The organism is Thiobacillus sp. SCN 63-57 (genome assembly GCF_001725555.1).
Taxonomy (GTDB): Bacteria; Pseudomonadota; Gammaproteobacteria; order Burkholderiales; family Thiobacillaceae; genus Thiobacillus.
The window spans coordinates 1-21,755 of sequence record NZ_MEGP01000024.1 but is presented as its reverse complement, the minus strand read 5'-3'; the positions used below and the strand labels follow the sequence as shown (position 1 = coordinate 21,755).

General features: G+C 64.9%; 25 protein-coding genes and 2 pseudogenes. 16 read left to right on the top strand and 11 right to left on the bottom strand.

Features of this window, described 5'->3' with window-relative positions; genetic code table 11:
• Nucleotides 1-2 precede the first annotated feature (2 nt).
• A complete protein-coding gene (ribD, locus tag ABT23_RS10505; protein WP_296634949.1) occupies nt 3-1,052 on the top strand; it encodes a bifunctional diaminohydroxyphosphoribosylaminopyrimidine deaminase/5-amino-6-(5-phosphoribosylamino)uracil reductase RibD in 1,050 nt (349 codons plus the stop codon).
• Nucleotides 1,049-1,795, top strand: a complete 747-nt coding sequence (locus tag ABT23_RS10500; RefSeq protein ID WP_296634700.1) for a class I SAM-dependent methyltransferase — start codon at nt 1,049-1,051, stop codon at nt 1,793-1,795. The genes ribD and ABT23_RS10500 overlap by 4 nt, the downstream gene beginning before the upstream one ends.
• Here ABT23_RS10500 and ABT23_RS10495 read toward each other — a convergent pair.
• Together ABT23_RS10495 and ABT23_RS10490 are read right to left on the bottom strand one after the other, a co-directional pair.
• Nucleotides 1,792-2,487, bottom strand: coding sequence for an anaerobic ribonucleoside-triphosphate reductase activating protein (locus ABT23_RS10495; protein WP_296634698.1), 696 nt, complete (start codon nt 2,485-2,487; stop codon nt 1,792-1,794). The genes ABT23_RS10500 and ABT23_RS10495 overlap by 4 nt on opposite strands.
• A pseudogene (locus ABT23_RS10490) lies at nt 2,484-4,700 on the bottom strand (ribonucleoside triphosphate reductase). The gene ABT23_RS10495 and the pseudogene ABT23_RS10490 overlap by 4 nt, the downstream one beginning before the upstream one ends.
• A 142-nt stretch (nt 4,701-4,842) precedes the next feature.
• Between ABT23_RS10490 and ABT23_RS10485 the strand changes: the two are divergent.
• From ABT23_RS10485 to ABT23_RS10475, 3 genes are read left to right on the top strand one after another with little or no spacing between them, the layout of a single operon-like run.
• A complete protein-coding gene (locus ABT23_RS10485; RefSeq protein ID WP_296634695.1) occupies nt 4,843-5,280 on the top strand; it encodes a hemerythrin domain-containing protein in 438 nt (145 codons plus the stop codon).
• Complete coding sequence (locus ABT23_RS10480) at nt 5,277-5,525, top strand: DUF2249 domain-containing protein (RefSeq protein WP_296634693.1); 249 nt, start codon at nt 5,277-5,279, stop codon at nt 5,523-5,525. The genes ABT23_RS10485 and ABT23_RS10480 overlap by 4 nt, the downstream gene beginning before the upstream one ends.
• A gap of 15 nt (nt 5,526-5,540) precedes the next feature.
• A complete protein-coding gene (locus ABT23_RS10475; RefSeq protein ID WP_296634691.1) occupies nt 5,541-6,821 on the top strand; it encodes a hypothetical protein in 1,281 nt (426 codons plus the stop codon).
• A 25-nt stretch (nt 6,822-6,846) separates the two neighbouring features.
• On the opposite strand, the gene ABT23_RS10470 is transcribed toward ABT23_RS10475, so the two are convergent.
• The gene (locus ABT23_RS10470) at nt 6,847-7,173 is read right to left on the bottom strand and encodes a TusE/DsrC/DsvC family sulfur relay protein (protein ID WP_296634688.1); all 327 of its coding nucleotides are present in this window, start codon (nt 7,171-7,173) and stop codon (nt 6,847-6,849) included.
• Nucleotides 7,174-7,241: 68 nt separating this feature from the next.
• Nucleotides 7,242-7,808, bottom strand: a complete 567-nt coding sequence (locus ABT23_RS10465) for a YIP1 family protein (protein ID WP_296634686.1) — start codon at nt 7,806-7,808, stop codon at nt 7,242-7,244.
• On the opposite strand from ABT23_RS10465, the gene ABT23_RS10460 reads away from it, so the two are divergent.
• From ABT23_RS10460 to ABT23_RS10445, 4 genes are all read left to right on the top strand, one after another.
• Nucleotides 7,794-8,369, top strand: coding sequence for a MarR family winged helix-turn-helix transcriptional regulator (locus ABT23_RS10460; RefSeq protein WP_296634945.1), 576 nt, complete (start codon nt 7,794-7,796; stop codon nt 8,367-8,369). The two genes, ABT23_RS10465 and ABT23_RS10460, sit on opposite strands and share 15 nt — an antisense overlap.
• 145 nt (nt 8,370-8,514) lie before the next feature.
• Nucleotides 8,515-8,769, top strand: coding sequence for a DUF2249 domain-containing protein (locus tag ABT23_RS10455; protein ID WP_296634683.1), 255 nt, complete (start codon nt 8,515-8,517; stop codon nt 8,767-8,769).
• A gap of 9 nt (nt 8,770-8,778) precedes the next feature.
• Entirely contained in the window at nt 8,779-9,909 is a 1,131-nt protein-coding gene (locus ABT23_RS10450) for a hypothetical protein (protein ID WP_296634679.1), read from the top strand.
• 292 nt (nt 9,910-10,201) lie between these two features.
• Entirely contained in the window at nt 10,202-11,473 is a 1,272-nt protein-coding gene (locus tag ABT23_RS10445; protein ID WP_296634676.1) for a nitronate monooxygenase, read from the top strand.
• Between the two features lie 22 nt (nt 11,474-11,495).
• Here the strand turns inward: ABT23_RS10445 and ABT23_RS10440 are convergent, their stop codons facing one another.
• The 6 genes from ABT23_RS10440 to ABT23_RS10415 form a co-directional block, all read right to left on the bottom strand.
• Nucleotides 11,496-11,948, bottom strand: a complete 453-nt coding sequence (locus ABT23_RS10440; protein WP_296634673.1) for an SCP2 sterol-binding domain-containing protein — start codon at nt 11,946-11,948, stop codon at nt 11,496-11,498.
• 26 nt (nt 11,949-11,974) lie between these two features.
• Entirely contained in the window at nt 11,975-12,415 is a 441-nt protein-coding gene (gene queD, locus ABT23_RS10435) for a 6-carboxytetrahydropterin synthase QueD (RefSeq protein ID WP_296634671.1), read from the bottom strand.
• 1 nt (nt 12,416) lies between these two features.
• Complete coding sequence (locus ABT23_RS10430; RefSeq protein ID WP_296634668.1) at nt 12,417-13,310, bottom strand: U32 family peptidase; 894 nt, start codon at nt 13,308-13,310, stop codon at nt 12,417-12,419.
• A gap of 109 nt (nt 13,311-13,419) precedes the next feature.
• Entirely contained in the window at nt 13,420-14,421 is a 1,002-nt protein-coding gene (locus tag ABT23_RS10425; protein ID WP_296634665.1) for a peptidase U32 family protein, read from the bottom strand.
• A complete protein-coding gene (locus ABT23_RS10420; protein WP_296634663.1) occupies nt 14,411-15,361 on the bottom strand; it encodes a TIGR01212 family radical SAM protein in 951 nt (316 codons plus the stop codon). Before ABT23_RS10420 ends, ABT23_RS10425 begins: the two co-directional genes overlap by 11 nt.
• A complete protein-coding gene (locus ABT23_RS10415; protein WP_296634660.1) occupies nt 15,358-16,560 on the bottom strand; it encodes a nitronate monooxygenase family protein in 1,203 nt (400 codons plus the stop codon). Before ABT23_RS10415 ends, ABT23_RS10420 begins: the two co-directional genes overlap by 4 nt.
• Nucleotides 16,561-16,887: 327 nt before the next feature.
• Here ABT23_RS10415 and ABT23_RS10410 point away from each other — a divergent pair, with 327 nt between their 5' ends.
• The 7 genes from ABT23_RS10410 to ABT23_RS10380 all read left to right on the top strand — a co-directional run bounded on the left by ABT23_RS10410 (nt 16,888) and on the right by ABT23_RS10380 (nt 21,502).
• Nucleotides 16,888-17,493: a riboflavin synthase gene (locus ABT23_RS10410; protein ID WP_296634658.1), complete on the top strand. Its 606-nt coding sequence runs from the start codon at nt 16,888-16,890 to the stop codon at nt 17,491-17,493.
• Complete coding sequence (ribBA, locus tag ABT23_RS10405; protein WP_296634654.1) at nt 17,493-18,578, top strand: bifunctional 3,4-dihydroxy-2-butanone-4-phosphate synthase/GTP cyclohydrolase II; 1,086 nt, start codon at nt 17,493-17,495, stop codon at nt 18,576-18,578. The genes ABT23_RS10410 and ribBA overlap by 1 nt, the downstream gene beginning before the upstream one ends.
• 22 nt (nt 18,579-18,600) lie before the next feature.
• Nucleotides 18,601-19,071 (top strand): 6,7-dimethyl-8-ribityllumazine synthase, encoded by a 471-nt coding sequence (gene ribH / locus ABT23_RS10400; RefSeq protein ID WP_296634652.1) that lies wholly within the window; start codon nt 18,601-18,603, stop codon nt 19,069-19,071.
• 1 nt (nt 19,072) lies between these two features.
• On the top strand, nt 19,073-19,516 hold the full coding sequence (gene nusB, locus ABT23_RS10395; protein WP_296634649.1) for a transcription antitermination factor NusB: 444 nt from the start codon (nt 19,073-19,075) through the stop codon (nt 19,514-19,516).
• Nucleotides 19,517-19,594: 78 nt separating this feature from the next.
• Nucleotides 19,595-20,548 (top strand): thiamine-phosphate kinase, encoded by a 954-nt coding sequence (gene thiL, locus ABT23_RS10390; protein WP_296634647.1) that lies wholly within the window; start codon nt 19,595-19,597, stop codon nt 20,546-20,548.
• Nucleotides 20,538-21,017 (top strand): phosphatidylglycerophosphatase A, encoded by a 480-nt coding sequence (locus ABT23_RS10385; protein WP_296634644.1) that lies wholly within the window; start codon nt 20,538-20,540, stop codon nt 21,015-21,017. The genes thiL and ABT23_RS10385 overlap by 11 nt, the downstream gene beginning before the upstream one ends.
• A complete protein-coding gene (locus ABT23_RS10380) occupies nt 21,005-21,502 on the top strand; it encodes a CinA family protein (RefSeq protein WP_296634642.1) in 498 nt (165 codons plus the stop codon). The genes ABT23_RS10385 and ABT23_RS10380 overlap by 13 nt, the downstream gene beginning before the upstream one ends.
• 109 nt (nt 21,503-21,611) lie before the next feature.
• On the opposite strand, the pseudogene ABT23_RS10375 reads toward ABT23_RS10380, so the two are convergent.
• Nucleotides 21,612-21,755, bottom strand: a pseudogene (locus ABT23_RS10375) (uracil-DNA glycosylase); the annotation flags it as partial.

The following is a 21,755-nucleotide window of genomic DNA, read 5'->3' as shown; positions in this document are numbered from 1 at the left end:
ACATGGCCCGCGCGCTGCAACTTGCCGCGCACGGGCTTTACACCACCAGTCCGAATCCGCGTGTCGGCTGCGTCATCGTCAAGGACGGGCGCGTCGTCGGCGAAGGCTGGCATGAACGTGCCGGCACCCCGCACGCCGAAATCCACGCGTTGAACGCTGCGGGCGAAGCGGCGCGCGGCGCAACGGTATACGTCACGCTGGAACCCTGCTCGCACCACGGCCGTACACCGCCCTGCGCCGAGGCGCTGATCAGCGCGGGCGTGGCGCGCGTGGTAGCGGCGATGAGCGACCCCAATCCGCTGGTCGCGGGCGGCGGCATATCGATGCTGACGCTGGCCGGCATCCAGGCCGAGGTCGGCCTGATGGAGGCCGAGGCGCGCGCGCTCAACCCCGGTTTCATCTCGCGCATGACGCGGCAGCGCCCGTGGGTGCGCCTCAAGACCGCCTCCACGCTGGACGGCAAGACCGCGCTCGCCAACGGCACATCGCAATGGATCACCGGCGAAGCCGCGCGCGCCGACGTGCAGCGCCTGCGCGCGCGTGCCTGCGCCCTCCTCACCGGCAGCGGCACCGTGCTGGCCGACAACCCGCGCATGAACGTGCGCGATCTGGACATCGGCCGGCAGCCGCTGCGGGTCGTCGTCGATTCCACCCTGCGCACGCCGCCAGATGCGGCGATCCTGCCCGCCCTGATCGCCTGCCGTCATGCCGCACCAGGCACGCGCGCCGCACTCGAACAGGCCGGCGCCGAAGTGCTCGAACTTCCGGGAGACGGGGGCCGTGTCGACCTGGCCGCGCTGCTGACGCTGCTGGCGCAGCGCGGCATCAACGAGCTGCACGTCGAGGCAGGGGCCGCGCTCAATGGCGCGCTGATCGAAGCCCGGCTGGTCGACGAATGGGTGGCCTACGTCGCGCCGATGGCGGTGGGCGACGTCGCGCGCGGCCTGTTCGCCCACCCCGCGCTCACATCACTCGACGAGGCGGCGCGATTTCGCCTGAGCGACGTGCGGCAGATCGGCAGCGACCTGCGCCTGACACTGCTGCCTGCGTGAGCGAATTCAAGGATCACTTCTCGTCGGCGTCCGACCGCTACGCCGCCTATCGCCCCGACTATCCCGCCGCACTGTTCGCCTGGCTCGCAAGCCGGTGCACGGAGCGCGGCACCGCCTGGGACTGCGCCACCGGCAGCGGCCAGGCGGCGCTGGGTCTGGCGACGCACTTCCGGCAGGTCGTCGCCACCGACGCCTCCGCGGAGCAGATCCGCCACGCCGAACCGCATCCTGCGATCGACTACCGGGTGGCGCCCGCCGAAGCCAGCGGCCTGGGGGATCACAGCGTCGACCTCGTCAGCGTCGCCCAGGCGGCACACTGGTTCGATCTGCCGCGCTTTTACCAAGAGGTCTCGCGCGTCCTCAGGCCCGGCGGCATGCTCGCCCTGTGGGGCTACGGCCGCATGGTCTTGCCGGGAGACATGGATGTGCCGTTTCGCCATTTCTATTCAGACACGGTCGGCCCGTATTGGCCCCCCGAACGCGCGCTGATCGACGATGCCTACCGCAGCCTCGATTTCCCGTTTGCGGAAATCGACGCCCCGGCATTTCACATCGAAGTCGACTGGAGCCTGCCGCGGCTAATCGCGTATCTCTCCACCTGGTCGGCGGTGAAGCGTTATCAGGCCGCGCACGGGCAGGATCCGCTGCCGGCGCTGATGGCAGAACTGATGCCCATGTGGGGCGATGCCGACACTGCGAAAAAATTGCAGTGGCCACTCTTCATTCGCGCCGGACAGGCTTAGGCACGCACCAGGACCTCCTCGAACAGCCCGGCCATCTGCTCGCCCACTGTCTGCAAGGGCCGTTCGCGCGTGCCGCTCAGCCGCAGGCTGTCGTCCTGGCACCCTTGGCTGCGGAACGCCTGGATGACGTAACGCTTCACCCCGAGGTCGGCCAGATCGCGCGCAAGGCCGATCACGGCCGTGTCGCCCAGCAGTGCCGGATGCACCGTGGTGCGGATTTCATGATCGACGCCGGATGCCAGCACCTGCTGCAAACCGGCCAGCGCACGTTCGCCGCTGCCTGCCGCGCCGGTGATGCGCGCGTAATCCGCAAACGGCGCCTTCACGTCCAGTCCGACCCAGTCGACCAGCGGCAATACCTCCGCCAGTCTTTGCGCATACATGCCTCCCGTATGCAGGCCGATTCTGAATCCGAGCGCGCGCACCTCGCGCACAGCGTCGACCAGCCCTGCCTGCGCAGTCGGCTCGCCGCCGGAAAACACCACGGCGTCGAGCAAGCCCCGGCGGCGGCGCAGGAAGGCCAGCACATCGGCCCAGGGAATCTCACTGTCGCCGCGGGCAGGAATCAGATCGGGGTTGTGGCAATAGCCGCAGCGCCACGGACAGCCCTGGCAGAACACCACCGCGGCCAGCATGCCGGGCCAGTCGGTGGTGGACAGCGGCGTGAAGCCGCCGACACGAAGCATGCTCATCCCATCCTGCAACGGCTTTCGACGAAGAAACGCCGCTCGCGGTGCTCGCTCTTCTTGCCCTTGTTGAAACTGCTGGTCGGACGGTGGTAGCCCATCACGCGGGTCCACACTTCGCAGCGGGTGCGTTCCTCGTCCTTCAGGGCAATGGACAGGGCCTGGGTCGGAACAGTCATGTCATTCATCTCGGTCTCCTTGGTTTATGCAGCAACTGCACGTTTGCGGGACAGGGCTTCCTCGTCGCACGCCGGGCAGAACTCGTGCTCGCCGGCGAGGTAGCCATGCTTGGGGCAGATGGAAAAAGTCGGCGTGATGGTGATGTAGGGCAGTCGGAAACGCTCGAGCGAACGCCGCACCAGTTTCCTGCACGCCTCCGCTGACGAGATGTGTTCCGACATGTAGAGATGCAGCACGGTGCCGCCCGTGTACTTGCGCTGCAGGTCGTCCTGCCGCTCCAGCGCCTCGAAGGCGTCGTCGGTGAACCCCACCGGCAGCTGCGACGAATTCGTGTAGTAGGGCGCATCGTCGGTGCCCGCCTGCAGGATGCCAGGGTAGCGCTTGCGGTCCTCCTTGGCGAAACGGTAGGTGGTGCCCTCGGCCGGCGTGGCTTCTAGGTTGTACATGTGGCCGGTTTCCTCCTGGAACGCGGCAATGCGGCTGCGGATGTGATCGAGCAGACGCACGGCGAAGTCGTGGCCCCATTCGGTGGTGATGTCGTGGTCGTCGCCGCTGAAGTTGCGAATCATCTCGTTGACGCCGTTCACGCCGATGGTCGAAAAGTGGTTGCGCAGCGTGCCGAGATAGCGCTTGGTGTAGGGGAACAGGCCGTTGTCCATCAGGCGCTGGATTTCCTTGCGCTTGATTTCCAGCCCGTTGCGCGCCATGTCGAGCAGCGCGTCGAGGCGACGCAGCAGCGCAGCTTCGTCACTCGCATGCTCATGGCCGAGGCGCGCGCAGTTGACCGTCACCACGCCCACGCTGCCGGTCTGCTCGGCCGAGCCGAACAGGCCGTTGCCGCGCTTCAGGAGTTCGCGCAGATCGAGTTGAAGGCGGCAACACATCGAGCGGATGTGGTTCGGCTTCATCTCCGAATTGATGAAGTTCTGGAAGTACGGCAGGCCGTAGCGCGCGGTCATCGCGAACAGCCGCTCGGCGTTTTCCGATTCCCACGGAAAGTCCGGCGTCATGTTGTAGGTGGGAATGGGGAAGGTGAACACGCGGCCCTTGGCGTCGCCGGTGGTCATCACCTCGATGTAGGCGCGGTTGATCATGTCCATCTCGACCTGCAGCTCGCCATAGCTGAACGGCATTTCCTCGCCGGCAATGACGGGCACCTGTTCGCGCAGGTCCTCGGGGCAGGTCCAGTCGAAGGTGAGGTTGGTGAACGGCGTCTGCGTGCCCCAGCGCGACGGCACGTTGAGGTTGTAGATCAGCTCCTGGATGCACTGGCGCACCTGGTCGTAGGTCATCGCATCCTTGCGGATGAACGGCGCCATGTAGGTGTCGAACGAGGAGAAGGCCTGCGCGCCGGCCCATTCGTTCTGCAGCGTGCCGAGGAAGTTGACGATCTGGCCGACCGCGGAGGACATGTGCTTCGGCGGCCCCGCCTCGACCTTGCCCGGCACGCCATTCAGGCCTTCGTGCAGCAGCGTGCGCAGCGACCAGCCGGCGCAATAGCCCGCCAGCATGTCGAGATCGTGGATGTGCAAGGAACCGTCGCGATGCGCCTCGCCGAGTTCCGGCGGGTAGACGTGGTTGAGCCAGTAGTTGGCCACCACCTTGCCGGAGACGTTGAGGATGAGCCCGCCCAGGCTGTAGCCCTGGTTGGCATTGGCGTTGACGCGCCAGTCCTGGCGCGAAAGGTATTCGTTGATCGAGGCTTCGACGTCGACCACGGTCTTGCGGTCCTCGCGCAGCTTCCTGTGGCGGTCGCGGTAGGCAATGTAGGCGCGCGCGGTCTGCAGATGATTGGCGGCGATCAGGCTCTGCTCGACCACGTCCTGGATGCGCTCGATGTCCGGCGGGGCGGTGCGGAAGCTGTGGGTCAGCACCTTCATCGCCTGGGCGGTCAGCAACTCCGCCTCGGCCTCGCCGAATTCGCCGCTGGCCTGCCCGGCCCGCAAGATGGCCGAACGTATCTTCGCGGCATCGAATATCGTTCGACGCCCGTCACGTTTGATGACTTCGCGGGGAACACCTGCTATTACAGAATTCATCTCACCCTCCTCGAAAACAACATCTTGTGTGTCAACCGAATCAACCATACGACATCTTGTGGCACAGTCAAGAAGAATTTCAGGTTAGGAAGTCCTGATATACTTAAACATGTATTCTTTCAACATCTTATGGAGGCATGACATGAGCACGATTCTGGATTTTCTTGGCGGCGATCACCGCGCCTGCGACGATCTGTTCGCATCCGCCGAAGCCGCGGCGGCGCAAAAAGACTGGGGCAACGCGCGCAGCCTGTTCGACCGTTTTCAGGCGGCCATGGCACACCATCTGGCGATGGAGGAAACCGTGCTGTTCCCCGCGTTCGAGACCCGCACCGGCAACAGCATGGGGCCGACGCACGTCATGCGCATGGAACACGACCAGATGCGCGGTCTGATGCAGGATATGGCGGGAGCGGTCGCGGCAGGCGACCGAAATGCCTATCTCGGCCTCTCCGAGACGCTCAACATGCTGATGCAACAGCACAACCTGAAGGAAGAGAACATGCTCTATCCCATGTCAGATCAGGTCTTGAGCGGCAACCGCGACGACCTGATCCGTTCCATGCAGGCCGTCGCATGATCGAGCCGGCGGACGAGATCCTCGTCGACGCACGCGAGCTGGAGCCGCCCGAGCCGATGGAAAAAGTCTTGCGGACGCTGGCGCTGCTGCGCCCCGGCCAGTCAATCCGCTTGCTACTTCACCGCGAGCCGTTTCCGCTCTACCCCCTGCTTGCCGAGCACGGCTACCGCCACGCCACGCGGATGGAAGCCGATGGCAGCTACGTCATCCTGATCCACCCGGCCGGCGCAGCGGATGCACGCTGACAGGATCGCCGCCCCATGAGCACGCAAGCCGGCCTGTCCTTCGAGCAGGCACCCCCGTTTTCACTGCCGTTGCAGTTTTTCCTGTCGGCTCCGTTGTTTCTTCTGGCCGCTGCCCTGCTGGTCGTCGTGGACCCGGCGTCGTTGGCCTCACGCTGGACGCCGCAGGCGCTCGCCCTCACTCACGCACTCACGCTGGGTTTCCTCGCCATGGCCATGCTGGGCGCTCTGATGCAGATGCTGCCGGTGGTGGCCGGGTCGCCCTTGCCCAGGCCGCGCGCAGTGGCCTGGCTTACTCAGGGGCCGCTGGCGCTGGGAACGCTCTCGCTGATGGCGGGCTTTCTGTCCACCGAATCGCTCGCATTCGGTATCGCCATCGTCCTGCTGGTCATCAGTTTCGCCGTCTTTCTCGCCGCCGCTGCCGTCAGCCTCGTACGCGCAACCAGCAATGTCACGGTCTGGGGCATGCGACTGGCGGTGTTGAGTCTGGGCCTGACGTTCATGCTCGGCCTGGTGCTGGCACTGATGCGGGCCGGCGTATGGATCCCGCCAGCCAGCGCAGCCGCACTCGCTGCCCATCTCGCCTTCGGCCTGCTCGGCTGGGTTCTGCTGCTGGTCGTCGGCGTCGCTTTCCAGGTCGTCCCGATGTTCCAGATCACGCCGCCTTATCCGCCCCTGCTTGGCCGCTGGCTGACGCCCGGGCTATTTGTCCTGCTGCTGATCCACGCCGCCGCGCCGGGCCTGCCGCCGCGCGTCGGTGTGCTCGTCGAGGCCGGCTTCGCCGCCGGCATACTGCTGTTTGCCGTCACCACCCTGAGGTTGCAAACGCGCCGGCGCCGGAAACTGCCTGACGTCACGCTCGATTTCTGGCGTCTGGGCATGGCCAGCCTGATCGCCAGCGTGACCGTCTGGACCGTTGCCCAGTTCAGTCCGGCCTGGGCGGACAGCGATGTCTATCCGCTATTGCTGGCCGTGCTGTTCATTGGCGGGTTCGCGGTGAGTGTGGTAAACGGCATGCTTTACAAGATCGTGCCGTTTCTGGCGTGGTTTCATCTACAGGCGCAGTTGCAGGCCCGCGCAGGCAGCATTCCCACGATGAAGGACATGATTGCGGAAGGCCGCACGCGTTGGCAATTCCGCTTTCACCTGGTTGCCTGCGGATTGCTTACTGCGGGCCTTTTCTGGCCATTGCTGGCACGCACGGGCGGCCTAATGCTGGCGTTGTCGGCGCTGTTGCTGCAGATCAACCTGCTGTCGGCAGTCCGCCAGTTCTACCGGCATGGTGGGCGTTTCACCTGACGGACGTGTACACGCCCCGAAAGGATCAGCCCGTGCTCCAGGCGCGTGGCCGTTTCATCCCGGCGATCTTGCATGCCTGCTTGACATAGCCATAGGCGAACAACTTGAAGAGCGCATTGCGCGCATCGGCGCCCAGTCGATTCGACAAATGCTTGATCACATAGCGCGCATCTGGCGCGATCTGATGTTCTTCGTAATATTCACGCATGAAGCGTATGACATCCCAGTGTTCGTCAGTCAACCTGACGTCTTCTGCGAGCGCGAGTTGTTCGGCCACGGCTTCGTTCCACTCGCCGGGTTCGACCAGATAGCCCTCTTCATCGAGGGCAGGCAAGCTTACGGTTGCATCCATCGTTCAACCTCCTTAGAAATGCCCGGCACCACGGCACCAGGCAGCCAAAAAACGCGGGCATCCTTGCATCAGGCCAGGGCGGGGATGAGTCCTAACATGACCAGTATCACCCACGCGATGAGACCCAGCGCAGTGACGGTGTAAGCGATATCGATGGCGATGAGGCCTTCGTCGATTTTCAGGATGCTCTGCACGCCACGGAAAATCAGGACGACGGACCCGACCAGTCCCAAGGTGACGCCGACCATGATCAACAGGACCTGATCATAGAAGAGCACCAGCGACGACAGCCAAAGCGGAACCGGCGCGATCGCCGCCAGCATGAAGGCCGCCCCGTCGCTGCTCTCGATTCCCTTGCTGCGCGCGACCGACTTGATCGTCCACGCCATGAGCGGAACCGTCAGCAATTCGGCCATGAGGAAGAACAAGGCTGCCAGGCTCCACGCCACGCCGGGCGTATCCGGAAACAGGATGGCGCCGACATGATGGCCGGCATACTCGAGCATCAGGGGCGGAACCAGCGAAAACGGCAGGACAAGCAGGATGAACAGCTTGAGTGCGGACGGCTGGGTCTGCGACAAGGTATTCCAGCCATGAGGGGACGTGAAAAGCTTGTGGATATGCAGGATACTCATGGAAATCTCCTCTCTGAACATGCCACCACGACAGCCATTCCCGACCGCGGCATCAAGACCCACCCCAGCGAATACGGCCACGACTTATTTATATCACAGCATGATATAAAATCCAGTCCATCTTTTCAGAGCCTGAACATGACGTCATCCCGCCTCAGCAAACAAGACTTCGAAACGCTTTCCCATTTCCGCTATCAGCTCCGGCGTTTCCTGCGTTTCAGCGAAGAGGCGACTCACCAGCGCGGCATCACCCACCTTCAATATCAGCTGCTATTGCACATACGCGGCTTTCCGGGCCGCGAATGGGCCACGGTCGGCGAACTGGCCGAACGCCTGCAGGCCCATCATCACGGCGTGGTTTCGCTGATCTCGCGGTGCGAGAAACTGGGGCTGGTGAAACGTCAGACCGGGCGCACCGACAGGCGCTCGGTTGAGGTGCATCTGACGCGCGCAGGCCATACGATACTGAACGACCTGGTGACACAACACCGTGAGGAGTTGCTCCGGCTGCAAGGCATTTTCCGCGTGCCCGGGGCAGATGAACTGGACACCGGTCCCTAGCGCGGGCAAAGGACTCGCGAGCTGTCCGCCTTCAACAGACAAGGGCCGGGAATCGGCCATCCGCCAGACAGGAAAAAGTCGCACACGGAAATCGCATCCTGCGTCTATAATATGTATTCCATCTACATCTTTAAGGACGGCTACTATGAATGCCCATCTCCATCTTCGTCAGGATCAGGTCTATCCCTTCGACGCACGCGGAATCGCCAAGCGTTTCCGCCATGCCGCCATTTTTGGCGCGCTGGACGCACTGAACGCTGGCGAACGCATGCGCTTCGTCAACGATCACGATCCCTTGCCCCTGCTCGACCAGCTCCGTAACCGCTACGGTGAAACGGTCGACATCCAGTATCTGCAGCGCAATCCAGGCGAGATCGTGATCGACTTCATCCGCAGCTGAGCACGAACGGTGTTGCCGGCGCTGGTGTGCCTGGCCCTGGCTGCCTTCGTCACAGCCCTGCTGGGTTCGCTCCATGCCGGGCGCGTCGTCACCCTGCACCTGATCCTGGCGGTGGGCGCGATGCCACTGATCTTCGGCGCCATGAGCCATTTCATCCCGGTGCTTACCCGGACGCGCGCGCCCGGCACAGGACTCGCCGGCCTGCCGGTCCTGGCACTGGCAGGCGGCGTCTTTGCCGTGGCTGCATTTGGCTTCCCCGACATGGCATGGGGGCGCTACGCGGGCGCATTCCTCGCACTGATGGCCGCCGGTTTGCTGCTCGCCTGGAGCCGGCGCCGTCAGGCCGGAATGCTCGGACGCCCCCATCCGGGCCTGGCCTGGTACGAAGCCGCCCTGGCCTGTCTCGCATGCGCCCTGCTCGCCATCCTCGCGGGCGTATTCTGGCCGCAGCAATGGGCAGGGTTGCGGCGCCTTCATCTTCATCTCAACACGCTCGGATTCATTGGATTGACGGCCGTGAGCACGCTTGCAGTGCTGTTGCCGACCGTGGCCGGCAGGCCCGACCCACAGGTCGCCCCGTGGTTGCGCCGCAACCTGCCGTGGGCCATGGCCGGCACGGTGCTGGTCGCTGTCGGTGCGGCATCGTTCGGTCCGCTTGCCGGGCTCGGCGCAATGTTATGGGCAGTTCCGCTGGGGCGGCTTGGAGCCCGCTGGTTACGGCTTTATCGTGGTGAAATTTTTGCATGGCACGGCGCCGCGCCACTACTCGCTGCCGCACTGGCCGGATTCGCCGCCAGCATGGTGTTCGGCGCCGCCGCGGCCGCTTTTCCAGTGTCGACTCCCACGTCGGCCTTCGTCACCGGCTTCCTGCCGCCCCTGGTATCCGGCGCGGCCAGTCAGCTGTTGCCGGTATGGCTGCACCCGGGCATGCAAGGCGATTGGCATGCCGCACTGCGCAGCCGCCTGGGACGCTACGGCGGCGTTCGCGCCGCACTGTTCTGCCTCGGCGGTATTGCGGGCGGCATGGACCAGGAATGGGGTCTGTTCCTGAGTGCGGCTACGCTGCTGTGGTTCATGCTGCAAACTGGCGCGGCCCTGATGCAGGTGCGAGCCATACCGCTGGACAGACCCTCATCCTGAAAGCGTTCCCCCGGTCAACCTCTAGCGCGCTTGCGCGAGCTGCGGCGCCAACACACGCACCGAAATGGACGCGGCAACGAACTTACCGGTGCCTTAAGCATGGCGTATGGATACAATCCGATTTGCGGGGAATGTCCGCCCCTGTGAACGCGACCCTCGACACACTTGTTCCAGGGCCCGCGCCAACCTGGGAAGACATGGGATAGTTGCGCCACCTCAGTCGGATAGACGTTTCAGCGTCTGTTCACCGAGGGAACGGTCCGACTGCCAACAGCACTCAATAAGGAACAAAATGAAACGTGTGGATGATTTCCGCCTGCGCTTCGGCAGGCAGGAACTGGTGCCGATCGTCATCGGCGGCATGGGCGTGGATATCTCCACTGCTGAACTGGCGCTCGAAGTCGCGCGTCTCGGCGGTATCGGTCACATCTCCGATGCCATGGTGCAGACCGTGTCCGACCGGCGTTTCGACACCAAATTCGTCAGCGAGAAGCTGAAGAAGTACAAGACCAATGCCGCCAACAGCGACAAATCCAATGTGCACTTCAACCTCGCGGTGCTCGAAGAAGCCACGCGCTACCACGTCGGCCGCACGATGGAGGCCAAGCGCGGCGACGGCATGATCTTCATCAACTGCATGGAGAAGCTGACCATGAATGCGCCGCGCGAGACGCTGCGCATGCGCCTGTCCGCCGCGCTCGACGCCGGCATCGACGGCATCACGCTGTCCGCCGGCCTGCACCTCGGGTCGTTCGCGTTGATCGAGGACCATCCGCGCTTCCGCGACGCCAAGCTCGGCATCATCGTCTCCTCGCCACGCGCGCTGGCGATGTTCCTGCGCAAGAACGCGCGGCTGCAGCGCCTGCCGGACTATATCGTGGTGGAAGGCCCGCTCGCCGGCGGGCACCTCGGCTTCGGCATCGAGGACTGGGCGAAGTATGACCTCGCCACCCTCGTCAGCGACGTGCTGGCGTATCTCAAGGCCGAGCACCTCGACATCCCGGTGATCGCGGCCGGCGGCATTTTCACCGGCAGCGACGCGGCGGCCTTCCTTGAGCAGGGCGCCGCCGCAGTGCAGGTGGCGACGCGCTTCACCGTCACCGCGGAATGCGGCCTGCCGGACAAGATCAAGCAGGAATACTTCAAGGCCAGCGAGGACGACATCGAGGTCAACACCATTTCGCCGACCGGCTACCCGATGCGCATGCTCAAGGGCAGCCCCGGGATCGGCTCAGGCATCCGTCCCAACTGCGAGGCTTACGGCTACCTGCTCGACGCCAACAGCCGCTGCGCCTACATCGACGCCTACAACCGCGAGGTGGAATTGCACCCGGGCGCGAAGAAGGTGAAGGTCATGGACAAGACCTGCCTGTGCACCCACATGCGCAACTTCGACATCTGGACCTGCGGCCAGACCGCCTGGCGTCTCAAGGACACCACCCGGCGCGCCCCGGACGGCAGCTACCAGGTGCTCAGCGCCGAGCATGTCTTCCACGACTACCAGTTCAGCGTCGACCAGAAAATCGCGCTGCCGCCTTCCGCTGCCGAGAAGCCCGAGGCCTGAGCGCCCGGGCGGGTTTATCGCACTATGTCGCCATCAGGCGCCGGGCCGCATGTGCCAGCGGCGCCGGCAGCCGGCGCAGAATCGTCTCAGGGTCGAGGGCATCGAGCAGATTCTTGACGATGAGACCGAGTTCGGTGTCGCCCTCGCTCACCAGCCGACGGCTGAAGAACAGGGTGTCGGGGTCTTCGCGGCGCGCAAGCAGCAGCAGGAAATCGCGGGCGGTGGCACTGATGGTGAGATCGGGTTCACCGCTGTCCGACGCAAATCCGCGCGCGGTGACGGTGAAGCGCAGGCTCAGCCCCAGGTCCTTCACCCGGATGGCGTAGCGCCGGCCGACCAGCGGCTGCCAGTCGAGCGTTTGCAGCGCGGGCCACAGCAGGCGGTTGGCCGCGGCTGAAAACGCGCGGTTGGGTGGCGTGACGGGAAGCCGGGCAATGAGGCTGCCCAGGGGTGCAGGCACGGCAAGATTCAGCATGATTGCTCCAATCCTGAAAATAGGCATCAACGCATGGCGTCGACCCAGTTGTTGGGGGTTTCGTACAGCCGCACCCGCTGCAGCCTGAGCTGGTTGCCGAAGGTGTCGGCATAGGCCGCATCGAGGATGCGGAAGGCCTCGTCGGCGAGGTTTTCTGCAGTGGGTACCACCGGCAGCACGACCGTCTTGTGCCCGGGCAGCGATGCCAGAAACTCGACGACGGCACGATCGCCCTGATACACCAGGAAGGCGTGATCCCAGGGGTCGACCAGCACACGGCTGGCGATGCGCTTCACATCGGAAAAATCCATCACCATGCCCTCCGCCGCCGCACCTTCGGTGCGGATGATCTCGCCAGCGAGCGTGATCTCGATGGCGTAGCGATGGCCATGCAGGTGCCGGCACTGGCTGGCGTGATTGGGGATGCGATGGCCGGCATCGAATTCCAGTCTGCGCGTGATCAGCATGTCAGGCGTGCCGCTCCGAACGGTGTTCGAGACCTGCGCGACCATGCCAATAGCCGTCGACAGCCGGACCCGGCATGATCCTCGCCAGGGCATCGGCGGCCCCCGCTTCCCCCGCCAGCGCCGCCCGGAAAGCCTCGACCACACGTCCCATGTGGCGCGACTGCGGCGACAGGCGCAGGCTGGCGACGCCGAGCTCGCGCAGGGCGGGCAATTCGTCGATCAGCGTATAGACCCCGGCCGACTGTGTCTGGATGCCATTGATCGTAAGGAAGGGCTCACCCTCGCGGGTGGACAGCGCCAGCCCGTCCGGATGGTCAAGGCAACGGAACTGGCAGTCGTCCTTAGGCAGGTTGTAGTGGCGCGCGGTGAAGCAGCGCGCGGAATACGCCAGCGGCAAGCGGCCGTAGGCGAAGACCTCGGTTTCCATGCCAGCCGGGGCACCGGCCAGAATCGCCGCCAGGGCGGCGCGCGACATCTCCACCGGCGGCAGCCAGCGTTCTGCGCCGAGCCCGACCAGCACATCGAGGGTTTCGGGATTGTAGATGTTGAGCGTGTGCCCGGCGACGAAAGGCGCGCCCGCTTCGGACAGCAGTCGCACCGCGCCCCACTCGTTGGCTTCGACCCGGAAGCGGCCGTCGGAGACCATGCGGCGCAGCGTCTTGAGATCGGATTCCGATTCGATCAGCGTCTGGCTGGACAGCACCACGTCCTTGCCGGTGGCGGCGAGCTGCTCCGCCAGCGCCAGCCAGTCGGGCAGGCGCAGCAGGTGACGACGCGAGCACACGCTCTCGCCCAGATACACGCGTGCAACGGGCCAGGCTTTCGCTTCCTCGTAGAAGGCGAGCACGTCGTCGCGCGACCAGTAATAGAGCAGCGGACCCAGGCTTAAATTCATGGTGAGGCGTGAGGCGTAAGGGGTGAGGAGGGATGTGCTGCTGGAGGGGAGCGATGGAACGGGCAGCCCAATGCCCCCGTCCTCACACTTGACGCCTCACGCCTCACGATCATTTCCACGGCCGGTGATAGGCGCCGAGCGTGTGGCTCTGCCCTTCCGACAGCTTGTTGAGTTCGGCCTGCCAGGCAGCTGTGGGCTTGAAGCCGTCGGCATTTTTCTTCACCGCGTCGATGGCGGCACGCCACACTTTCGTCACCTGCGCGACGTAGGCCGGGCTGCGCTGGCGGCCCTCGATCTTGATCGCGGCAATGCCCATCTTCAGCATCTCGGGCAGCAGGTCGAGCGTGTTGAGGCTGGTGGGCTCCTCGAGCGCGTAATATGTTTCGCCGCTGACTTCGAAGCGGCCCTTGCACAAGGTCGGATAGCCGGCTTTTTCGTCCTTGCCATAGCGGTCGAGCAGCACGCCGTTCAGCCGCGATTCCAGCCCGGACGGCGTGTCCGTCCAGCGTACCGCCTTGGGCGGCGAGCATACGCCCGCCGAGTTGGGCGACTCACCGGTGCAATACGAGGACAGCAGGCAGCGCCCTTCCACCATCACGCACAGGCCACCGAAGCCGAACAGTTCGATCTCGACGTCGGTGTGCTGCACCACGTTTTCCACCTGCGGCAGCGATAGCACGCGCGGCAGCACCGCGCGCTGGATGCCGAAATGCTCGCGGTAGAAATTCACCGCTTCGTAGCTGGTGGCCGAGCCCTGCACCGACAGGTGCAGCCGCAGTTGCGGATGATGCTTCACCGCGTAGCGCATCAGTCCGGCGTCGGCGAGGATCACCGCGTCCATGCCGAGTCTGGCGGCGCGGTCGATCGCGTCGGTCCAGCGGCTCCAGCTGCCGGATTGCGGGTAGGTGTTGAGAGCAAGCAGCACGCGGCGGCCGCGGTCGTGTGCGTAACGCAGGCCTTCCATCGCCTGCGCCTCGTCGAAGTTGAGGCCGGGGAAGGCGCGCGCGTTGGTATTGTCGCGAAAGCCCATGTAGACCGCATCGGCGCCGTTGTCGATGGCGGCCTTGAGTGAAACCAGGTTGCCCGCCGGGCAGATCAGGTCAAGCGGCATGATGTGTCTCCTTCCATGGATGGCCTGTGCGCGCGCCCTGCCGGCTGCCCCGCCGGGCCAGTTCGTCGGCGATGCCGTTCAACACGTCCCATTTCTTCGCGCACCACGCCGGCGCGAGCAGGATGTCGGGCGCGGCAGTGCCGGTGACGCGGTGGTACACCACCTCCCACGGCGTGCGTTCGATCAGGTCGGCGGCGATACGCGTGTAGTCCGCCTCGGCGAGCGGTTCGTATTCACCGCGTTTCCAGTCGATCGCGAGCCGGGTGTGCTTCACCACATGCAAGGGGTGGAGCTTGAGGCCGTCGACGCCGACCTCGAGCACGCGATCCAGGCTGGCATGGCTGTGCGAGGCGTCCTCGCCGGGTAGACCCACGATGAGGTGACAGCAGACCGGGATGCCGCGCGCCCGCGCCGCCCGGGTCGCCGCCTCGTATTCGGCGAAGCCGTGGCCGCGATTCACGCGCGCCAGCGTGTCATCGAAGGACGACTGCAGGCCGAGCTCCAGCCATACCTCGTGGCCCAGCGCACGGTATTCCGCCAGCAGGTCCAGCACCGGAGTAGGAACGCAATCGGGCCGCGTACCGATCGCCAGCCCCATCACGTCGGGTGCGGCCAGCGCCGTATCGTAGAGCGCGCGCAGCTCGTCCACATGCGCGTAAGTATTGGTATAGGCCTGGAAGTAGGCGATGAAGCGACGCGCGCCGGTGCGGCGTGCGATGCGTCCGCGCGCGCGGTCGAACTGCGCGGCGAGCGGTGCCGGGTCGCGCGCACCCGGCGCGAAGGATTTGTTGTTGCAGAAGGTGCAGCCGCCGATGCCCTTGCTGCCGTCGCGATTGGGGCAGGTGAAGCCGGCATCGAGTGCGACCTTGTGCACCCGTTCGCCGTGCCGCTCCAGCATGGCGCGGCCAAAGGTATGGACAAGATCGGTGAGGACGCTCACGCCGCCAGGGTCTCCAGCCGGGATGCCGCCGGAACAGGCTTCACGCCGGTGAGCAGGTAGTCGATCAGCTCCTGCACCGTGCGGATTTCGCGGCCGAATGGCAGCGCCTCCGAACCGCGGAAGAACAGTCCCTTGCTGACGTCGCCCTTGAGCGCCGCGACCAGTTGCGAATCGATGCAGAACTGCCCGGCCTTCTCGAGACCGTCGCGCAGGCCGCATTGCGTCAGGCAGTGCAGACCGATGGCGCAGCGCTTGGGGTCGGCCTTGGCGACAGCCTGCAGTTTGGGCTCGCGCTTGAGGTAATTGGCGAGCCAGGGGGTTTTCACCGCGCGTGCAGGCAGGCCGGCCACGCTCATGAAGGTGACGATGTCGTCGGGTTCCGCCTCCGCCAGCACGCGCTTGAAGTTGGGATGGGCGTCGCCCTCGGCGGTGACGGCGAATGGCGTGCCGACCTGCACGGCGCTGGCGCCCAGAGCCAGTGCGGCCAGCAGTTTTTCATGGCTGTTGATGCCGCCGCCGACGATGACCGGGATCTGCCCGCGCGCGATGCCCATGTCGTCAAACACCTTGAACACGCCGGGCAGCACTTCGGCGAAGTCGAAGCGCGCATGGGCGAGGTCGGCCGGGTTGGGCGCGCCGAGATGGCCGCCCGCGTAACGGGGATGCTCGATCACGATGGCATCCGGCAACCGTCCGCCGCTCCCGGATTTTTTCAGGCGTGCCCATTTCCTGAGCAGGATGGCGACGCCGCGCGCATCGGACAGAATCGGGACCAGCGCGACGTCGGGATAGCCCGCGGTCAGTTCAGGCAGGTCGAGTGGCAGACCTGCCCCCATCACGATCGCCTGCGCACCCGAGGCGCAGGCCTGGCGGACATAGGCCGGATGCGCATCCACCGCCTTCATCACGTTGACCGCCACCAGCCCCTTGCCCGCTGCGATCGCCAGCGCAGCCCTGATCTCGCGGTCGAGCGCGATCAGGTTCAGGCGGTTGAGTTCGTCCTTGTCGCGGCAATGCTTCGCCTGCTCCATCAGGTCGGCGTGATGGTGCCGCAGGTCGATGCTCGCGATCGTGCCCATCGCGCCCGCGCGCGCCACCGAACCCGCCAGCCTGTGGGCCGACACGCCCACTCCCATGCCGCCCTGCACGATGGGCAAAAGGGTGTGGCCGCGTATGACCAGAGGAGGGGACGCCGTCATGCCGAGCCTTCGATTCCCGCAAAGCAGGCATTATAACAACTTGAAGACCCTCTTATCTCAATAACCCGTCTGTGATCGCGGACTTTCCCGCTCTTCGTGGCGGCCGGGGTTCACCCGCTCCGCCTAAACGCCTACAATGCCGGGTCTACTGGCTGGCCCTCTATTCCGTTTCCAAATCAGGTGTGACGCGAAGACGAGCCGCAGACAGTGCAACTAGCACGGCAGAGCGTGGTTGTTGACGCTTCAGCGTCTATACAACCACGGCCTACCCCTTGCGGGTAAGGCGAAGACGACAAAGTCACAGTTGATTTGGAAACGGAATCCCGCATGTTCACCGGCATCATTCAATCCATAGGCCGCATCCACGAATACGAAGCGCGCGGCGCCGACGCGCGCATGGTCATCCTTGGCGGCGGGCTGGATTTTTCCGACGTCGCGCAGGGCGACAGCATCGCGGTCAACGGTGTCTGCCTGACCGCCGTGGCGCTGACGCCGGACAGCTTTACCGTCGACGTCTCCGCCGAAACGCTGCGCGTCACCGCGGGCTTCGTGCCAGGCGCCGAGGTCAATCTGGAGAAGGCGCTGCGGCTGGCCGACCGGCTCGGCGGCCATCTGGTATCCGGACATGTCGACGGCGTCGGCACGGTGCATCGCTTCGCGCCGGTCGGCGAATCGCATCTGCTGGAAATCGACGCGCCTCCCGCACTGGCACGCTATATCATCAGCAAGGGCTCGATCACGGTGCATGGCGTGTCGCTGACGGTCAACAAGGTGGACAACACGCGCTTTGCGCTGAACCTCATTCCGCATACGCTGGAAATGACCACGCTCAAGCATCTGCAGGCCGGCAGCCGCGTCAACCTGGAAGTCGACATGATCGCACGCTACGTCGAGCGCATGATGCAATTCACCAACACCACGGACAAAGACTGATGAGCCTCGCCTCCACGCTGGAAATCATTGAAGAACTCAAGGCCGGCCGCATGGTCGTGCTGGTCGACGAGGAAGACCGGGAAAACGAGGGCGACCTGGTGATGGCGGCCGAGCACGTCACGCCGGACGCGATCAACTTCATGGCCAAATACGGGCGCGGCCTGGTCTGTCTCACCTTGACCGACGACCGCTGCCGCCAGCTCGGTCTGAAGCAGATGGTGAACGACAACCAGACGCCGCACGGCACCGCCTTCACCGTCTCGATCGAAGCGGCCGAAGGCGTGACCACCGGCATTTCGGCTGCCGACCGCTCGGTCACCATCCAGGCCGCGGTGAAGAAGGGCGCCAAGCCGACCGACATCATCCAGCCCGGCCACATCTTCCCGCTACGCGCGCAACCCGGCGGCGTGTTGGTGCGCGCCGGCCACACCGAAGCCGGCTGCGACCTCGCCGGCCTGGCCGGACTCGAACCTGCCTCGGTGATCTGCGAAATCCTCAAGGACGACGGCACCATGGCACGCCTGCCCGACCTGATCCCGTTCGCGCAGGAACACGGCTTGAAGATCGGCGCCATCGCCGACCTCATCCATTACCGCAACCAGACCGAAAGCCTGGTCGAGCGCGCCGCCGACCGCCTGATCCAGACCGTGTACGGCGCGTTCCGTCTGGTCGCCTACCGCGACACCAGCGCCCGCGAAACCCATCTGGCGCTGATCAAGGGCGAGATCCACGCCGATCGCGAAACGCTGGTGCGCGTGCACGAGCCGCTCTCCGTGATGGATTTTCTCGACGTCACCGGCGGCGGCCACTCCTGGCCTATCCTCGGTGCGATGGAACGCATCGCCGAATCGCAGTCCGGCGTCATCGTGTTGCTGCACCGCCCGGAAACCGCCGAGGCGCTGCTGCACCGCATCAACCCGCCGCCGGCCGACAGCCGCAAATACGACCTGCGCGACTACGGCATCGGCGCGCAGATCCTGCGCGACCTCGGCGTCGGCAAGATGAAGCTGCTGGCGAGCCCGCGCAAGATGCCGGCGATGGACGGCTTCGGGCTGGAAGTCACCGGCTATTCCGAAAAAGCATGAGCCACTGATAAAAGGACGCACCATGGGAACCAACAAGGACACCTTCTCCGAACTCGACCCCGCCTACCAGGGCAAAGGCCTGAAATTCGGCATCGTCATGAGCCGCTTCAACCGCGATATCTGCGAGGGCCTGCTGTCAGCCTGCGAAGCGGAGCTGCTGCGGCTGGGCGTATCCCGGAACGACGTGCTGCTGGTCAACGTGCCCGGCGCGCTTGAACATCCGCTGGCGCTGCAGGAACTGGCGCTGTCCGAGAAATACGATGCACTCATCGCACTGGGCGCTGTGGTTCGCGGCGACACCTATCATTTTGAAGTCGTCTCGAACGAATCCGCGCGCGGCATCATGGACGTCCAACTGAACACCGGCGTGCCGATTGCCAATGCCATCCTCACCCTCGATACCGAAGAGCAGGGCCATGCCCGCATGGCCGAAAAGGGCCGCGACGCCGCACGCGCAGCGATCGAAATGGCCAACCTGCTGAAACGTCTCTGAGATGGCCGGTTCACGCAAGACTGCACGCGAATTCACGCTGCAAGGCGTCTACGCCTGGTTGGTAGGCGGTGCAGACGTCACCCTGATCGCCGCCAATCTCAAGGAGGACGAGCAGTTCAAGCGCGCCGACGAGGATTACTTCCGCACGCTGCTCTACGGTGTGCTCAAAGAGGAGGACATGCTGAGTTCGCGGATCTCACCCCTGCTCGACCGTCCGCTCGCCGAGCTTTCGCCGATCGAACGCGGCATCCTGCTCATCGGCACGTATGAACTGCTGCACTGTCCCGACGTGCCCTGGCGCGTCGCCATCAACGAAGGCGTCGAGCTCGCCAAGAAATTCGGCGGCACCGATGGCCATAAATACATCAACGGCGTGCTCGACAAGCTGGCGCAGGACGTGCGTGCGGTGGAGATCACGCATGCGAAGAAAAAGAGTGAGTCGTAAACAGTAAGTAGGAAGTGGTGAAGGAAATCACCACGGTCAGTCTCCCGCCACTTACCACTCACGACTCGCCCCTCACCCATGGAATTCGACCTCATCGCCAGACACTTCACCCGCGCCACTCCCGGCGCGGTATTGGGGGTCGGCGACGATTGCGCGCTGCTGGCGCCGACCCCGGGCATGCAGTTGGCGGTGTCGTCCGACATGCTGCTCGAAGGCCGCCATTTCTCGCCGCAGGACAGCCCCGCCGGGCTCGGCCACAAGTCGCTGGCGGTGAACCTGTCCGACCTCGCCGCGATGGGCGCGACGCCACGCTGGGCAACGCTGGCCATCGCGCTGCCGGAAGAGAACGATGCCTGGCTCACCGCGTTCGCACGGGGGTTTTTCCGCATGGCCGATCTACACGCCATCGAACTCGTCGGCGGCGACACCACGCGCGGCACGCTGACGATCAGCATCACGGTGATGGGTGAAGTACCGCCAGGGCAGGCGCTGCGCCGTGACGGCGCCCAGGTCGGCGACGACGTGTGGGTATCCGGCGTGATCGGCTCGGCCGCCCTGGCGCTGGCCTATCGCCAGGGACGTCTCTTCATGGAACAGATCGATGCCGCCAAGGTGCTGCCGGCGCTTTACCTGCCGACGCCGCGTATCGAGCTTGGTTTGGCGTTGCGCGGGCTCGCATCCAGCGCGATCGACATTTCGGATGGATTGCTGGGCGACCTCAGTCACATCCTGGAACGTTCGCACGTCGGCGCCACACTTGAGTTTTCTGCCTTGCCGACACTGCCGGTGACGCAGGCCTATCTGCATGAAGCGGTTGCGCGCGACTGCGTGCTGGCGGGTGGCGACGACTACGAGCTCTGCTTCACCGCCCCTGCCAGCAAGCGGAATGCGGTGCTGGCAGCCGCCGCATCCGCGGGCGTGACGGTCACGCGCATCGGCCACATTCATGCCGAGCCTGGCCTCACCGTCAACGATGCCAACGGTCAGCCGCTACATGTCGATAAAACAGGATACGACCACTTTGCAACCTGATTTCCGATTCCTGCTTGCCCATCCGGCACACCTGATCGCCCTCGGTTTCGGCAGCGGACTTGCGCCAAAGGCGCCGGGCACCGTCGGTACCGTACTCGGTCTGCCGCTGTTCTGGTTGATTGCCGCCACTGCACCTGACCTGCCGAATCGGATCATTCTGCTGGTCGCCGCATTCCTCCTGGGAATCTGGGCCTGCGGCCGCACCGGCCGCGCGCTCGGCGTGCCCGATCACGGCGGCATGGTGTGGGACGAAATCGTCGCCTTCGCGCTGGTGCTGCTGTTTGCGCCGCCCGGCTGGCCGTGGATCGCGTTGGCCTTTGCACTCTTCCGGCTGTTCGATATCCTGAAGCCTTGGCCGATCCGGTTTGCCGACACGCATCTGAAAAACGGCTTCGGCGTGATGTTCGACGATCTTCTGGCGGCAGGCTATGCCATCGCCGTTATCAAGGGATTGCAATGGCTCGTGTAAGCGACGAAGAACTCCATCAACTCGCCATCGAACTCGGCGACAGGCTGCGCGCACGCGGCTGGATGCTGGCTACCGCCGAGTCGTGCACCGGCGGCTGGGTCGGCCAGTTGGTCACCGCCCTCCCCGGCAGTTCACAGTGGTACGAACGCGGCTTCATCACCTATGCCAACGCCGCCAAGGTCGAAATGCTGGGCGTATCCGAAGAAATCCTCGCCGCCCACGGCGCGGTTTCCGAGCAAACCGCCGGTGCCATGGCCGCCGGCGCCCTGAGGCACAGCCACGCGCAGGCGGCGCTCGCCATCTCCGGCATCGCCGGTCCCGGCGGCGGCACCCCGCAAAAACCTGTCGGCCTGGTCTGCTATGGCTGGGCGCTGGCAGACGGTACCGTCATGTCCTCCACCTGTCGCCTCGACGGTGACCGCGAGGAGATCCGCTCGCGCGCGGTGGCGGCAGCGCTACGTGGATTGATCGAATTGATTGGGTGAGTGGTGAGTGGTGAGTGGTGAGTGGTGAGTGGTGAGTGGTGAGTGGTGAGTGGTGAGTGGTGAGTGGTGAGTGGTGAGCGGTGAGCGGTGAGCGGTGAGCGGTGAGCGGTTAAGCTGCGGCGAGGGCCTGCATCGTGCGTCGGGCCAGACACAGGTCTTCCCACGCACGCGCCTTGTCGGGCAGGTTGCGCAGCAGGTAGGCCGGATGATAGGTCACCACCAGCGGCACATCGCGGAACTGGTGAACCCGCCC